Below are 14,256 nucleotides of genomic sequence, written 5' to 3' on the forward strand. Positions count from 1 at the left end.
TGAACCGGACAGCCCCCGGATCCGTGAGACCTGATGACCCGCTCCACTCCGCGCGGCCAAGCCGCCGGACCGGGCCGCACGGCCACGCCGCACGGCGACGGCAACCACACCGACAACAACACGGCAGCGGACGGCGCGACTTTGCGCCACGCGGCGCGAAAACGCGTCGCGAAGCCGCCCTGACCAGCGGAGCGCGCGCATGGTTCCATACACGAGAACACAGGTCTAAACCAATTCCTGGCAGACACTTGTCACCCGGCCTCGCGCCTGATGAGCTATGCCTCGGACACAACGGACACCCTGGGACTGGGAGAAGTCGTGAGCAACGAGAGCCTGGCCAACCTGCTTCGGGAAGAGCGGAAGTTCGCTCCGCCTGCCGAGCTGGCCGCCAACGCCAATGTCACCGCAGCGGCGTACGAGCAGGCCGAGGCGGACCGGCTGGGCTTCTGGGCCGAGCAGGCCCGCCGCCTGACGTGGGCCACCGAGCCGACCGAGACCCTCGACTGGAGCAACCCGCCCTTCGCCAAGTGGTTCGCGGACGGCAAGCTCAACGTCGCGTACAACTGCGTGGACCGCCACGTCGAGGCGGGCAACGGCGACCGGGTCGCCATCCACTTCGAGGGCGAGCCGGGCGACGGGCGCGCCATCACCTACGCCGAGCTGAAGGACGAGGTCTCGCGCGCCGCCAACGCGCTGACCGAGCTGGGCGTCGGCAAGGGCGACCGGGTCGCCGTCTACCTCCCGATGATCCCCGAGGCCGCCGTCGCGATGCTGGCCTGCGCCCGCATCGGCGCCACCCACTCGGTGGTCTTCGGCGGCTTCTCCGCCGACGCCATCGCCGCCCGTATCCAGGACGCGGACGCCAAGGTCGTCATCACGGCCGACGGTGGCTACCGTCGCGGCAAGCCCTCCGCGCTGAAGCCCGCGGTCGACGACGCCGTGTCCCGTATCGAGGGCGTCGAACACGTCCTGGTGGTCCGTCGCACCGGTCAGGACACCGCCTGGACCGAGGGCCGTGACGTCTGGTGGCACGAGATCACCGCCCGGCAGTCCGCCGAGCACACCCCCGAGGCCTTCGAGGCGGAGCAGCCCCTCTTCATCCTCTACACCTCGGGCACCACCGGGAAGCCGAAGGGCATCCTGCACACCTCGGGCGGCTACCTCACGCAGGCGGCGTACACCCACCACGCGGTCTTCGACCTCAAGCCGGAGTCCGACGTCTACTGGTGCACTGCCGACGTCGGCTGGGTGACCGGTCACTCGTACATCGTCTACGGGCCGCTGGCCAACGGCGCGACCCAGGTCATGTACGAGGGGACGCCCGACACCCCGCACCAGGGCCGCTTCTGGGAGATCGTGCAGAAGTACGGCGTCACGATCCTCTACACGGCGCCGACCGCGATCCGTACGTTCATGAAGTGGGGCGACGACATCCCCGCGAAGTTCGACCTGAGCAGCCTGCGGGTCCTGGGGTCGGTCGGTGAGCCGATCAACCCCGAGGCGTGGATGTGGTACCGGAAGAACATCGGCGCCGACAAGTGCCCCATTGTGGACACCTGGTGGCAGACGGAGACCGGCGCGATGATGATCTCGCCGCTGCCCGGCGTGACCGAGACCAAGCCGGGAAGCGCCCAGCGTGCCCTGCCGGGGATCGCCGCCACCGTAGTGGACGACGAGGCCAACGAGGTGCCGAACGGCGGGGGCGGCTATCTCGTCCTCACCGAGCCGTGGCCGTCGATGCTCCGCACCATCTGGGGTGACGACCAGCGGTTCATCGACACCTACTGGTCGCGTTTCCCGGGCAAGTACTTCGCGGGCGACGGCGCCAAGAAGGACGAGGACGGTGACGTCTGGCTGCTCGGCCGGGTCGACGACGTCATGCTCGTGTCGGGCCACAACATCTCGACCACCGAGGTCGAGTCGGCCCTCGTCTCGCACCCGTCGGTCGCCGAGGCCGCCGTGGTCGGCGCGGCCGACGAGACGACCGGTCAGGCCATCGTCGCGTTCGTGATCCTGCGCGGTACGGCGACCGCTTCCGACGAACTGGTCGCGGAGCTGCGCAACCACGTGGGCGCGACGCTGGGCCCGATCGCCAAGCCCAAGCGGGTGCTGCCGGTCGCCGAGCTGCCGAAGACCCGGTCCGGCAAGATCATGCGGCGCCTGCTGCGTGACGTCGCCGAGAACCGGGAGCTGGGCGATGTCACCACGCTCACCGACTCCTCGGTCATGGACCTGATCACCACCCAGCTGCCGTCCTCTTCGTCGGAGGACTGAGACACCGGGGGCTCGCGGGGCGCCCGGGGTACGGGGCACCTGGACACGGAGCATGGAAGCTCGCCGGACACCCCCCGGGGAGGGACCGGGACCCACCCGGCCACGGAGCGTGGGGCCCGGGACACTCGGCCACGGAGCGTGGAGTCCGGGACACACGGGCACGGGACACCCCGGCACGGGACATCCGGCCAGGGGATACCCAGGCACGGCACGCCGGAGCGCGGAAGGGCGAGGACCCAGGTGCCCGGAGCGCCGAGCTCGGGCTCCTGCGGACTTGAGTTCCGGGGCTCTGCTCGCGGGTCCCGTCCGGCCGGAACTCCCGAACGGGACCGTCCGGCCGGACCTCCCCAGCGGGCCTCCCGAACGGGACCTCCGGACGGGCCTCCCGGTCAGGGCCGTACCCGCCATGGCGGCCATGGACCGCCATGGCCGCCATCAGGGGCACCCGGCGTGTTGCCGGGTGCCCCTGGGCGTACGCGGCGCGGATCACCGGGTAGTCCTGGCTAAGCCGCAGGTAGAGTGGGCCCTTCCAGTCATAACGTCATACAGATCTTCACAGGGGCGCCGGGAAGTCTGGTCGGCACGGCCATGAGCCATGCCTGAAAGCCATGTCTTCCACCGAATGCTCCTGGAGGATTCCCCCGTGACCCCACCCCACCCCGTCCCCACCCCGCCACGCCGTACCATTCTCGGCCGGCTTCCGCTGCCGGAGCGGAACTACGTGGCGGACGCGCTCCGTACCGAGACGGTCGGTGGGGTGCTCCTGCTGGTCGCCGCGGTTGCCGCGCTCGTCTGGGCGAACACCTTCAGTGGTTCGTACGAATCGGTCAGCGACTACCACTTCGGCCCGGGTTTTCTGGGCCTGGACCTCTCGGTCGCCCACTGGGCGGCGGACGGTCTGCTCGCCGTCTTCTTCTTCGTCGCCGGTGTCGAGCTGAAGCGTGAGCTGGTCGCGGGCGAGCTCCGCGATCCGAAAGCGGCCGCCCTTCCGGTGGTCGCGGCGCTGTGCGGCATGGCGGTGCCCGCCCTCGTCTACACCCTCACCGTGGTCGTCGGCGGCGGCTCCACGGACGGCTGGGCGGTTCCGACGGCCACCGACATCGCCTTCGCGCTCGCCGTCCTCGCGGTGATCGGGGCCTCACTGCCTTCGGCGCTGCGCGCCTTCCTGCTCACCCTGGCCGTCGTCGACGACCTGTTCGCGATCCTGATCATCGCGGTGTTCTTCACCTCGGACCTGAACTTCCTCGCGCTCGGCGGGGCCGTCCTCGGCCTGGCGACGTTCCATTTCCTGCTCCGCTTCGAGGTACGGGGCTGGTACATCTACGTTCCTCTCGCCCTGACCATCTGGGGCCTGATGTACAACAGCGGCGTACACGCGACCATCGCCGGTGTCGCCATGGGCCTGATGCTGCGCTGCTCCCGCCGTGACGGAGAGGCCCACTCGCCCGGCGAGCACATCGAGCACCTGGTCCGCCCGGTGTCCGCGGGGATCGCGGTACCGCTGTTCGCCCTGTTCGCCGCCGGGGTGTCGATGAACGGCGAGGCCCTCGCCGGGGTCTTCACCCGTCCCGAGACACTCGGTGTCGTCCTCGGACTCGTCCTCGGCAAGACCCTCGGCATCTTCGGCGGCACGTATCTCGCCGCCCGCTTCACCAAGGCAGAGCTCAACAAGGACCTGGCCTGGGCGGACGTCCTGGCACTCGCCTCACTGGCCGGGATCGGTTTCACCGTCTCACTGCTCATCGGCGAACTCGCCTTCGCGGGCGACGCGGAGATGACCAACGAGATCAAGGCGTCCGTGCTCGTCAGTTCACTGACCGCCGCCCTGGTCGCCTGCGTCCTGCTCCGGCTGAGGGTCCGTAAGTACCGGGCTCTTTATGATGCGGAGGAGCTGGACGAGGACGAATCCGGGGTACCCGACATCTACGAGCAGGATGATCCGGATTATCACCTGCGAATGGCCGCGATTCATGAGCGCAAGGCGGCCGAGCACCGCCGTCTCGCCGAAGAGCGGGCGGGGGCAGCGCGCGACAAGCCGAACAGTCCGGCATGATCTGTCATCGGATGTGTCGAAGACGGAGAGGGAGTCAGGGATGAGCGACCCCGGCAGCTACGTGGGCAGTGCGGACCGCAGCATCGGGCAGCTGGTCGCCTCGGCGACGGCCGAGATGTCCGCGCTGGTGCACGACGAGATCGCCCTGGCCAAGGCCGAGGTACGGCAGGACGTCAAGCGCGGGGCGATCGGCAGCGCGGCGTTCATCGCCGCGGGCGTGCTGCTGCTGTTCACGATGCCGATGCTGAGCTTCGCGGCCGCCTACGGGATCCACAACCTGGGGCTTGGTCTGGCGTGGTCGTTCCTGATCGTGGGCGGCGCCTTCATTCTGCTGGCCGGGCTGGTCGCGTTCATCGGACTGCGTAAGTTCAAGAAGATCAAGCCGCCGGAGAAGTCCATCGCCTCGGCCAAGCAGACCGCCGCCGTGCTGCAGAACGCCAAGCCGCACCCGCGTCCGTCCGTCGAGGCCGCGGCGATCATCGAGCGCTCGTCCGGCAGCACCCTGGCGAAGAAGGCCGTCGAGACCGGCTCCGGTCAGGACAAGGCTTCCGCTGTGGCACGCTCGTCCACATGACGGTTCCCGATTCCAGCGCATTCGGTTCGACGGAAAGCCCGACGGCGAGCCCTGCGGGGAGTACGGCGGGGAGCCCTGCGGGGGGTCCGGCGGCGAGCCCTATGGGGATTCCGGCGGAGAGCGGGGCGGCCCCCGACGGCCGTTCCGCTTCGGCGAACCGGGCCGCCGAAGTGGTTCCGGCTGCCGCCGGGGGGCCGGTACGCCTCGACGGCCCCTGGACCCACCGCGACGTGGCGGCCAACGGGGCGCGCTTCCACATCGCCGAGGCGGGCGAGGGCCCGCTGGTGCTGCTGCTCCACGGTTTCCCGCAGTTCTGGTGGACCTGGCGCCATCAGATCACCGCGCTCGCCGACGCGGGGTTCCGGGCCGTGGCGATGGACCTGCGCGGCGTGGGCGGCAGCGACCGGACGCCCCGCGGTTACGACCCCGCCAACCTGGCGCTCGACGTCACCGGGGTGATCCGCTCCCTCGGCGAACCCGACGCCGCACTCGTCGGGCACGATCTCGGCGGCTACCTCGCCTGGACGGCCGCCGTGATGCGGCCCAAGCTGGTCCGTCGGCTCGCCGTCTCCTCCATGCCCCACCCGCGCCGCTGGCGCTCCTCGATGCTGTCGGACTTCGCGCAGTCCCGCGCGGGCTCGTACATCTGGGGCTTCCAGCGGCCGTGGATCCCCGAGCGCAAACTGGTGGCCGATGACGCCGCCCTGGTGGGCCGCCTGATCCAGGAGTGGGCGGGCCCCCGGACCCCGGAGTTCCCCGACGAGGCGGCCCTGGACGTCTACCGGAGGGCGATGCGCATCCCCTCCACCGCCCACTGCTCGATCGAGCCGTACCGCTGGCTGGTGCGGTCGATGGCGCGACCGGACGGGGTCCAGTTCAACCGGCGGATGAAGCGCCCGGTCCGGGTGCCCACGCTGCACCTGCACGGGTCGCTCGATCCGGCCGTCCGCACCCGGAGTTCGGCGGGGTCCGGCGAGTACGTCGAGGCGCCCTACCGGTGGCGGCTTTTCGACGGTGTCGGGCACTTCCCGCACGAGGAGGACCCGATCGGCTTCTCCACCGAACTCATCAACTGGCTCAGGGACCCTGAGCCCGACCGGTAGGTCTCGGCCCGGCCCGGGCACAGGTGTCCGACGAACAGCCAATTGCCTGCCGCATAGGCCAATTGGCTGACTCGCCGACGATTACCGACCTTGGACCACGGGCAGACGTCGGGGTATGGGCTGGACGCACGACTTCACTGACGAAGCACGCAACCGCCGCTCCGCCGCGACACCCGGTGTGGGCACTCATGAGGGGGGCGGCCCCAGCGGCCGGGTGCACGAACTGCACAACCTTCGCCATCGCCGACTCGGGATTCCGCGCATCCTCCGACGCCGGGCCCGCTGGGTCTCGGCGCGGCTGCGCCACCCCCGCAGCTGACCTCCTCACCGACGACTGCTGCCCGTCACCGGTCGCGTACGCGAGCCGCGTACCGGCCATCAGGGACGCGTAGTAACTGGTACCGGCGATCGGGGCCGCTTACTGGTGACTCGGGCCGTGTATGGGCGATCCGGGTCGTGTACTGCTGCCCCGGATCGCCTGCCAGTGGTTCTGGCCGCGAACTGACGATACGGGCCGCGCACCGGCGTGAGGCGTCTCCTGCTCCGACTCCGGAGCTAGAGCTAGAGCTAGAGGGCGCAGCCCTGGCTGTCGACCTGCTGGTTGGCCGTACGACCGATCTCGATGTCCTCGCGGATCTCGTCGACCGTCAGCGCGTAGCCGGTCCGGTCGTCATCGAGCGACTTCGCGAAGACCACCCCGTACACCTTGCCGTCCGGGGTGAGCAGCGGGCCTCCCGAGTTGCCCTGACGCACCGTCGCGAAGAGAGAGTAGACGTCGCGGCGGACGGTGCCCCGGTGGTAGATGTCCGGTCCGTCGGCGTCGATACGGGCGCGGACGCGGGCGGAGCGCACGTCGTAGGCGCCGTTCTCCGGGAAGCCCGCGACGATCGCGCTGTCGCCGGTCTTCGCGTCGCCGCCGGTGAACTGGAGGGGGGTGGCGCGCAGGTCGGGGACGTCCAGGACGGCGATGTCGCGCTGCCAGTCGTAGAGGACGACCTTCGCGTCGTACAGCCGCCCTTCGCCGCCGATCTGGACGGTGGGCTCGTCGACACCGCCGACGACATGGGCGTTGGTCATGACCCGGCGCTCGGAGAAGACGAAGCCGGTTCCTTCGAGGACCTTGCCGCAGCCGGGTGCCGTACCGACGATCTTGACGATGGACTTCTTGGCACGCGCGGCGACCGGGCTGCCCACCAGCGCCGGATCCGGCGGCTTGACCTCCGTGATCGGCTCGTTGGCGAAGGGGCTGAAGACCTGCGGGAAGCCGTTCTGGGCCAGGACGGAGGAGAAGTCCTTGAACCAGTTGGGCGCCTGTTGGGGCATCACCCGGTCGACCCCGAGGAGCACCGAGGACTTGCGGACCTCCTTGCTGACCGTCGGCAACGCCGTGTTGGCCAGCAGCAGTCCGATCATCCAGGCCACCAGCAGCATGGCCACCACGTTGACCAGGGCGCCGCCGGTCGCGTCCAGGGCGCGCACGGGCGACCAGGTGATGTAGCGGCGGAGCCGGTTGCCCAGGTGGGTGGTGAAGGCCTGGCCGACGGAGGCACAGACGATCACGATGACGACCGCGACGATGGCGGTCGTCGTCGAGACGTCGGACCCCTCGGTCACCCGGTCCCAGATGATCGGCAGGAGGTAGACGGCGACGAGGCCGCCGCCGAGGAACCCGATCACCGACAGGATGCCGACGACGAAACCCTGGCGATAGCCGATGACCGCGAACCACACGGCGGCGAGCAGCAGCAGGATGTCGAGCACGTTCACCGTCTATAGCCTCGCAGTTTCGTCACCTGGCCCGTCGGGGGTGACGGGGTCCGGGCCGGGGCCCGGCAGCGCGGCCGAGGAGCCGCCGCAGGACAGCCAGCGTGTCATGCGCGCCAGTCGAGCGGCACCTGTCTGGACCGGTCCCAGGGGCGTTCCCAACCCGCGTAGTGCAGGATCCGGTCGATCACGCCGGCCGTGAAGCCCCAGACGAGGGCCGATTCGACCAGGAATGCCGGACCGTGGTGCCCACTGGGGTGTACGGCCGTGGCCCGGTTCGCCGGGTCCGTGAGATCCGCCACGGGCACCGTGAAGACCCGGGCCGTCTCGGCCGGGTCCACCACCCCGACCGGGCTGGGCGCACGCCACCAGCCGAGCACGGGCGTCACGACGAAGCTGCTGACCGGGATGTACAGCCGGGGCAGCACACCGAAGAGCTGCACGCCCCGGGGGTCGAGCCCGGTCTCCTCCTCGGCCTCGCGCAGCGCCGCCCGCAGCGGTCCGGTGGTGGCCTGGTCGCCGTCCTCGGGATCGAGCGCGCCGCCGGGGAAGGAGGGTTGTCCGGCGTGCGACCGCAGGGTCCCCGCACGCTCCATGAGCAGCAGCTCGGGCCCGCGCTCCCCGTCGCCGAACAGGATCAGGACGGCGGACTGGCGGCCCGCCCCGCTCTCGGGCGGCAGGAAGCGGCTCAACTGTCGCGGCTGCACGCTGCGCGCGGCGCGGGCGACCGGGTCCAGCCAGCCGGGCAGACCGTCGGTGGTCACGGCGACGGATTCGTCGGTGGTCACAGCGACGGATTCGTCGGAGGCGCGACCGGGCTGCGCCGCGCCTTGTGCGCCCGGTGTGCCAGGTGCACTCGGTGCGCCCGGATGGGCTTCCGGGCGCGAGGGCGGCGTGTCCGGCGTGGGCGGCACGTGCGCCTGCGGCGCGTCCGCGTGGGTCTGTGTGTGCGTGTGCGTCATGGGCACCCCCGTCGTTTCACAACGCTTGTCGTCGCCCATTTCGTTCCGACCGTTCCGGGCCGCTGCGTCCTGAGGGATGACAGGCGGTGCGGTGCTGCGGGGTGCTCTGCTGTCGTGTGCGCTGCTGAGGAGTGCGCTGCTGTCGTGTGAGGTGCTGTCATGTGCGATACGGCGGGCTGTTAGGCCCTCACCCGGCCCCCAGGGCGGGCGCGGGCTTGCCCGGGTAGTCGGCGGGCGGGCTGAGCCGCTGGCCCGGATAGCCGCCCATCTCGTATTTCAGGAGCTTCCGCGCTTTCTCCGGGTCGGTCTCGCCCTCACCGTACGACGGGCAGAGCGGGGCGATGGGGCAGGCACCGCAGGCGGGTTTGCGGGAGTGGCAGATACGGCGGCCGTGGAACACCACACGGTGCGACAGCATCGTCCACTCGCTCTTCGGGAAGATCTCGGCGACCACGGCCTCGACCTTCACCGGGTCCTCCTCGTCCGTCCACTTCCAGCGCCGCACGAGACGGCCGAAGTGCGTGTCGACGGTGATCCCGGGGACACCGTAAGCGTTGCCCAGGACGACATTGGCGGTCTTGCGGCCGACGCCGGGCAGCTTGACCAGATCCTCCAGACGCCCCGGGACCTCGCCCCCGAACTCGTCCCGGAGAGCGGCGGCGAGGCCGAGCAGGGACTTGGTCTTGGCCCGGAAGAACCCGGTCGGCCGGATGATCTCCTCCATCTCCTCCGGGACCGCCGCCGCCATGTCCTCCGGGGTGGGGTAGGCGGCGAACAACGCGGGGGTCGTCTGGTTGACCCTCAGGTCGGTGGTCTGGGCGGAGAGGACCGTGGCCACGAGGAGTTCGAAGGGGTTCCGGAAATCCAGCTCGGGATGGGCGTACGGGTAGACCTCGGCGAGCTCGCGGTTGATCCGGCGCGCCCGGCGGACCATCGTGAGATGCGACTCCGCCTTCGGCGGCTTGGATGCCGTAGGCCCTTTCGACGGTCCGGAAGCCTTGGTCGTCCTGGTCGTCCTGGTCCCGTTGGCCGCCCCGGCCGTCTTGGTCGCCTTGCTTGCCTTGGCCGGTGTCGCCTTCTTCGCCGTCTTGCTTGCCTTGGCCGGCGAGGCAGTCTTCGCCACCCTGCCCGACGGGGCTCTCCTGGCTGACGGGGCCGGCTTCGAGGCCTTCGGCGCGCTGCCGGTGGCCTCGGCGGGCGCGGACGCGGACGCGCTGTTCGTCTGCGTAACGGACTCTGACGACGATGACACTGTGGACCTCCTGGCCGGCTTTCTGGCTGCTGGCTCCGGTTTCCGGGCTGCTTCGTCCGGCTTCCCCGGAGAGCCGTTCGCGGCATTCTCCCGGCGCGACCGGGGTTGTTCGCCCACAGCGGAATCGCGGTCCCTCAGCACCTCTTCAGCCCCCTTGGCCTGCCCTCTCCCCTGCGTTCCGGACACCCGGCCAGCCTAGAGCCAGCCACTGACAAGCACCCCTGACACCGCGTATCCACCCCCGATCGGCCCCCTGCCGTAGGGTCCGGGCCGCCCGTGCGTCAAACTGGTTTGTGATTGATCGCACTGTTTTACCGTCCGGCATGATGGGGACCACGGTTCCCTGAACAGGCCGACAAGGAGAGAACTCGTGGACGACGTTCTGCGGCGCGCCCCGCTTTTCGCGGCGCTCGATGACGAGCAGGCCGCGGAGCTCCGCGCCTCGATGAGTGAGGTGACCCTCGCGCGCGGAGACGCGCTCTTCCACGAGGGCGACCAGGGCGACCGCCTGTATGTGGTCACCGAGGGCAAGGTGAAGCTCCACCGCACCTCGCCCGACGGGCGCGAGAACATGCTGGCCGTGCTCGGCCCCGGCGAGCTGATCGGTGAGCTCTCGCTCTTCGACCCGGGCCCGCGTACGGCGACCGCCTCCGCGCTGACCGAGGTCAAGCTCCTCGGCCTCGGTCACGGCGACCTCCAGCCCTGGCTGAACGCCCGGCCCGAGGTGGCCACCGCGCTGCTGCGCGCGGTCGCCCGGCGCCTGCGCAAGACCAACGACCAGATGTCCGACCTGGTCTTCTCCGATGTGCCGGGCCGCGTCGCCCGCGCCCTCCTGGACCTGTCGCGCCGCTTCGGCGTCCAGTCCGAGGAAGGCATCCACGTCGTGCACGACCTGACCCAGGAGGAGCTGGCCCAGCTGGTCGGCGCCTCCCGCGAGACGGTCAACAAGGCCCTCGCGGACTTCGCGGGCCGCGGCTGGCTCCGCCTGGAGGCCCGCGCGGTCATCCTGCTGGACGTGGAGCGGCTGGCGAAGCGTTCGCGCTGACCGCGTTGAACCGCTCCCTCGCTGACCCGCTGCTCCCCTGATGTGAGCTGAAGCGCGCAGGGCCTGTGCCGACCGGACGTGCTCCGGTCGGCACAGGCCCTCCGTACGCGCGTGCCGACCGGGCTCCACGCCCGGCCCTCTCGCCCTCTCGCTGCGCTCGCTCGTGGCCCTGGGCGTTCTCACGCGCGGCGCTGTACGTTCGCGGGCGGCCCTGGACGTTCGTTTACGTTCACGCGTGGCCCTGTAGGGATCACGGGCGGCCCTGTAGGGATCACGATTTTCGCGAGGGCGGCTCAGATGAGCCCGTGGCCCGTGAGGTATTCCAGCTGTGCCCGTACCGACAGTTCGGCGGCGGGCCAGAGGGAGCGGTCCACGTCGGCGTACACCTGGGCCACCACGTCCGACGGCGTCCGGTACCCGGCCTCCACCGCCGTCTCGACCTGGGCGAGCCGGTGGGCGCGGTGGGCCAGGTAGAACTCCACGGCCCCCTGCGCGTCCTCCAGCACCGGCCCGTGGCCCGGCAGCACCGTGTGGACGCCGTCGTCGACCGTCAGCGACCGCAGCCGCCTGAGCGAGTCCAGATAGTCGCCGAGCCGCCCGTCCGGGTGCGCGACCACCGTCGTACCGCGGCCGAGAACCGTGTCGCCGGTCAGCACCGCACGGTCGGCGGGCAGATGGAACGAGAGCGAGTCCGCAGTGTGCCCCGGCGTCGGCACCACGCGCAGCTCCAGGCCGCCCGTGGTGACCACGTCGCCCGCCGCCAGGCCCTCGTCGCCCAGCCGCAGCGCCGGGTCCAGAGCCCGTACCTTCGTGCCCGTCAGCTCGGCGAACCGGCCCGCGCCCTCCGCGTGGTCGGGGTGCCCGTGGGTGAGCAGCGTGAGGCCCACGCGCCGTCCGGACCGCTCGGCCGCCTCGATCACGGCCCGCAGGTGTACGTCGTCGAGCGGCCCGGGATCGATGACGACCGCGAGATCGGAGCCGGGCTCGGCGAGGATCCAGGTGTTCGTCCCGTCGAGCGTCATGGCGGACGGATTCGGCGCGAGGACGTTGACCGCGCGGGCGGTCGCGGGCCCGGAGGTCACAGCTGCGCGCGGCTGTCCCGGAAGGGCGGCTGCGTCGGTCATGCCGGGCCACCCCTCTCGTCCGCCGTGGGCACGTGCTTGGTGAACTCGTCGTGCCCCGGCCAGCTCAGCACCAGTTCGTCCCCCTCCAGACGGGCCTGCGCCAGTACGGGTGTCATGTCCTGGGCGTCCGCCGCCGCGAGCGCCTCGGCCGCCGTCCCGTACGGCGCCAGGGTCCGCAGCGTCGAGACGGTGGGGGGCATCATCAGCAGTTCGCCCAGGTCGTAGCGGCGGGCCGCCTCGGCGGGGGCGATCCACACCGTACGGTCCGCCTCGGTGGAGACGGCGCGGGTGCGCTGCCCCGCGGGGAGGGCGGCGACGAAGAACCAGGTGTCGTAGCGCTTCGGCTCGAACTCCGGGGTGATCCAGCGCGCCCAGGCGCCCAGCAGGTCCGAGCGGAGCACCAGGCCGCGCCGATCGAGGAACTCCGCGAAGGACAGGTCCCGGGCCACCAGAGCCTCGCGGTCGGCCTCCCAGTCCGCCCCGGTCGTATCACTGACCACGCTCCCGGCGGTCGGCCCGGCGAGCAGCACCCCCGACTCCTCGAAGGTCTCCCGCACCGCCGCGCAGACGATGGCCTGCGCCTCGGTGACCGTCGCGACGCCGAGCCGCGCGGCCCAGACCTCCAGCGCGGGTCCGGCCCACCCGATCAGCCGATCGTCGTCCCGCGGATCGACTCCGCCACCCGGATAGGCGTACGCGCCCCCGGCGAAGGCCATCGAGGTCCGCCGCCGCAACATGTGCACGACAGGACCGTCCGCCGTGCTCTCCACGCCTGCCGCTCCCGCCACTCCGGCCACTCCGGCCACTCCGGCCACTCCGGGTGATCCCGCCACTCCGGGTGATCCCGCCACTCCAGGTGGCCCCGCTGCCTCCGTCGCCCCTGCTGGCCCCGCCGCTGCCGGATCGCGGAGCAGCATCACGGTGGCGGCCCGCCGGGGTGCCACGGCCGCCAGTTCACCGGCGGCGAGGGCCCGGATCCGGTCGGGCCATTCCGGGGGGTACCACTGACCTTGGGACATGGCCGGAGGCTATCCGGAACCGCGTCGATGTTCGAGAGCCGCCGTGATCACCACAGCGGTCCGCCCCGCCCGGACGCTCCTCGGCACACCCCTTACGGCCGCGACACCCCGTACCAGCCGTGCCGCCCGCGACACCCCATACGCACGCGCCTCCCCGTAGGGAGTACGTGCGCGCCTCGCCGTACGCAGTACGTACGCGCCTCTTCGCACGTAGTACGTACGCGCCTCCCCCGTACGCCGCCTCCCGCCGCCCGCGCGGCCCCGTACGCACACGATCCCGCCCGGCCACGGGGGCCGGACGGGATCGCGGAGAACGTCGGAAGGTTCGTACGCACGCAGATCCCAGCTGGGACATCGGCGTTCGTAGGCGACAGGCGGCCTGTCGTCAGCGTCAGTCGTCGACGAGTTCGACCTGGACCTCGACCTCGACCGGCGCGTCCAGCGGCAGCACGGCCACGCCCACGGCGCTGCGCGCGTGCACGCCCTTGTCGCCGAGGACCTCGCCCAGCAACTCGCTGGCACCGTTGATCACAGTGGGCTGCCCGGTGAAGTCGGAGGCCGAGGCGACGAAGCCCACGACCTTCACGACGCGTTTGATCCGGTCCAGGTCGCCGGCGGCCGACTTCACGGCGGCGAGCGCGTTGAGCGCGCAGGTCTTCGCGAGCTCCTTCGCCTCGTCCGGCGTGACCTCGGCGCCGACCTTGCCGGTGACGGCGAGCTTGCCGTCCACCATCGGCAGCTGGCCGGAGGTGTACACGTACACCCCGGACCTCACGGCCGGCTGGTACGAGGCCAGCGGCGGCACGACGGCGGGCAGGGTCAGGCCGAGCTCGGCGAGCCGCGCCTCGACGGTGCCCGCCACTACGCCTTCTCCCGCTTCAGGTAGGCCACGAGCTGCTCGGGGTTGTTCGGGCCGGGAACGACCTGGACCAGCTCCCAGCCGTCCTCGCCCCAGGTGTCCAGAATCTGCTTGGTCGCGTGCACGAGAAGGGGCACGGTCGCGTATTCCCACTTGGTCATGGGCCCGACTGTAATGCCTGGCACGTACGGTCCCGTGCGTAGCCCGGGGCTCTACTGGTTAGGCTC

Annotated in this window: 13 protein-coding genes; 6 read left to right on the plus strand and 7 right to left on the minus strand. The window is 71.0% G+C overall.

Annotated elements, in window-relative coordinates; all coding sequences use genetic code 11:
• Positions 1-270: 270 nt before the first annotated feature.
• The 5 genes from acs to ACIRRU_RS23490 all read left to right on the plus strand — a co-directional run bounded on the left by acs (position 271) and on the right by ACIRRU_RS23490 (position 6,323).
• The gene (acs, locus tag ACIRRU_RS23470) at positions 271-2,274 is read left to right on the plus strand and encodes an acetate--CoA ligase (RefSeq protein ID WP_403683558.1); all 2,004 of its coding nucleotides are present in this window, start codon (positions 271-273) and stop codon (positions 2,272-2,274) included.
• 622 nt (positions 2,275-2,896) lie between these two features.
• The gene (gene nhaA / locus ACIRRU_RS23475; RefSeq protein ID WP_403683560.1) at positions 2,897-4,327 is read left to right on the plus strand and encodes a Na+/H+ antiporter NhaA; all 1,431 of its coding nucleotides are present in this window, start codon (positions 2,897-2,899) and stop codon (positions 4,325-4,327) included.
• Between the two features lie 40 nt (positions 4,328-4,367).
• The gene (locus ACIRRU_RS23480) at positions 4,368-4,901 is read left to right on the plus strand and encodes a phage holin family protein (protein ID WP_403683562.1); all 534 of its coding nucleotides are present in this window, start codon (positions 4,368-4,370) and stop codon (positions 4,899-4,901) included.
• Entirely contained in the window at positions 4,898-6,004 is a 1,107-nt protein-coding gene (locus tag ACIRRU_RS23485) for an alpha/beta fold hydrolase (protein WP_403683564.1), read from the plus strand. Before ACIRRU_RS23480 ends, ACIRRU_RS23485 begins: the two co-directional genes overlap by 4 nt.
• A 115-nt stretch (positions 6,005-6,119) precedes the next feature.
• Positions 6,120-6,323 (plus strand): hypothetical protein, encoded by a 204-nt coding sequence (locus tag ACIRRU_RS23490; protein WP_403683566.1) that lies wholly within the window; start codon positions 6,120-6,122, stop codon positions 6,321-6,323.
• Positions 6,324-6,571: 248 nt separating this feature from the next.
• On the opposite strand, the gene ACIRRU_RS23495 is transcribed toward ACIRRU_RS23490, so the two are convergent.
• The 3 genes from ACIRRU_RS23495 to nth form a co-directional block, all read right to left on the minus strand.
• On the minus strand, positions 6,572-7,771 hold the full coding sequence (locus ACIRRU_RS23495; protein WP_403683568.1) for a MarP family serine protease: 1,200 nt from the start codon (positions 7,769-7,771) through the stop codon (positions 6,572-6,574).
• A 104-nt stretch (positions 7,772-7,875) separates the two neighbouring features.
• On the minus strand, positions 7,876-8,769 hold the full coding sequence (locus ACIRRU_RS23500; RefSeq protein WP_403683570.1) for an NUDIX domain-containing protein: 894 nt from the start codon (positions 8,767-8,769) through the stop codon (positions 7,876-7,878).
• Between the two features lie 148 nt (positions 8,770-8,917).
• On the minus strand, positions 8,918-9,853 hold the full coding sequence (gene nth, locus ACIRRU_RS23505) for an endonuclease III (protein ID WP_403683572.1): 936 nt from the start codon (positions 9,851-9,853) through the stop codon (positions 8,918-8,920).
• 499 nt (positions 9,854-10,352) lie between these two features.
• On the opposite strand from nth, the gene ACIRRU_RS23510 reads away from it, so the two are divergent.
• On the plus strand, positions 10,353-11,027 hold the full coding sequence (locus ACIRRU_RS23510; RefSeq protein WP_003967450.1) for a Crp/Fnr family transcriptional regulator: 675 nt from the start codon (positions 10,353-10,355) through the stop codon (positions 11,025-11,027).
• Between the two features lie 293 nt (positions 11,028-11,320).
• On the opposite strand, the gene ACIRRU_RS23515 is transcribed toward ACIRRU_RS23510, so the two are convergent.
• The 4 genes from ACIRRU_RS23515 to ACIRRU_RS23530 all read right to left on the minus strand — a co-directional run bounded on the left by ACIRRU_RS23515 (position 11,321) and on the right by ACIRRU_RS23530 (position 14,190).
• Positions 11,321-12,151, minus strand: coding sequence for an MBL fold metallo-hydrolase (locus ACIRRU_RS23515; protein ID WP_403683573.1), 831 nt, complete (start codon positions 12,149-12,151; stop codon positions 11,321-11,323).
• Positions 12,148-13,170 (minus strand): NUDIX hydrolase, encoded by a 1,023-nt coding sequence (locus ACIRRU_RS23520; RefSeq protein ID WP_403683575.1) that lies wholly within the window; start codon positions 13,168-13,170, stop codon positions 12,148-12,150. The genes ACIRRU_RS23515 and ACIRRU_RS23520 overlap by 4 nt, the downstream gene beginning before the upstream one ends.
• A gap of 391 nt (positions 13,171-13,561) precedes the next feature.
• Positions 13,562-14,032 carry a RidA family protein gene (locus ACIRRU_RS23525; protein WP_403683577.1) on the minus strand — a complete coding sequence of 157 codons (471 nt, stop codon included), beginning with the start codon at positions 14,030-14,032 and terminating at the stop codon, positions 13,562-13,564.
• Positions 14,032-14,190 (minus strand): DUF4177 domain-containing protein, encoded by a 159-nt coding sequence (locus ACIRRU_RS23530; protein ID WP_003967454.1) that lies wholly within the window; start codon positions 14,188-14,190, stop codon positions 14,032-14,034. The genes ACIRRU_RS23525 and ACIRRU_RS23530 overlap by 1 nt, the downstream gene beginning before the upstream one ends.
• Between the last annotated feature and the right edge of the window lie 66 nt (positions 14,191-14,256).

Source organism: Streptomyces sp. NPDC101181, from assembly GCF_044767975.1.
Lineage (GTDB): Bacteria > Actinomycetota > Actinomycetes > Streptomycetales > Streptomycetaceae > Streptomyces.

Coding starts and splice junctions, on each gene's coding strand:
- ACIRRU_RS23500 (WP_403683570.1), bottom strand. CDS start 8,769: ATGGGCGACGACAAGCGTTGTGAAACGACGGGGGTGCCCATGACGCAC.
- ACIRRU_RS23530 (WP_003967454.1), bottom strand. CDS start 14,190: ATGACCAAGTGGGAATACGCGACCGTGCCCCTTCTCGTGCACGCGACC.
- ACIRRU_RS23490 (WP_403683566.1), top strand. CDS start 6,120: ATGGGCTGGACGCACGACTTCACTGACGAAGCACGCAACCGCCGCTCC.
- nhaA (WP_403683560.1), top strand. CDS start 2,897: ATGCTCCTGGAGGATTCCCCCGTGACCCCACCCCACCCCGTCCCCACC.
- ACIRRU_RS23520 (WP_403683575.1), bottom strand. CDS start 13,170: ATGTCCCAAGGTCAGTGGTACCCCCCGGAATGGCCCGACCGGATCCGG.
- acs (WP_403683558.1), top strand. CDS start 271: ATGAGCTATGCCTCGGACACAACGGACACCCTGGGACTGGGAGAAGTC.
- ACIRRU_RS23485 (WP_403683564.1), top strand. CDS start 4,898: ATGACGGTTCCCGATTCCAGCGCATTCGGTTCGACGGAAAGCCCGACG.
- ACIRRU_RS23480 (WP_403683562.1), top strand. CDS start 4,368: ATGAGCGACCCCGGCAGCTACGTGGGCAGTGCGGACCGCAGCATCGGG.
- ACIRRU_RS23515 (WP_403683573.1), bottom strand. CDS start 12,151: ATGACCGACGCAGCCGCCCTTCCGGGACAGCCGCGCGCAGCTGTGACC.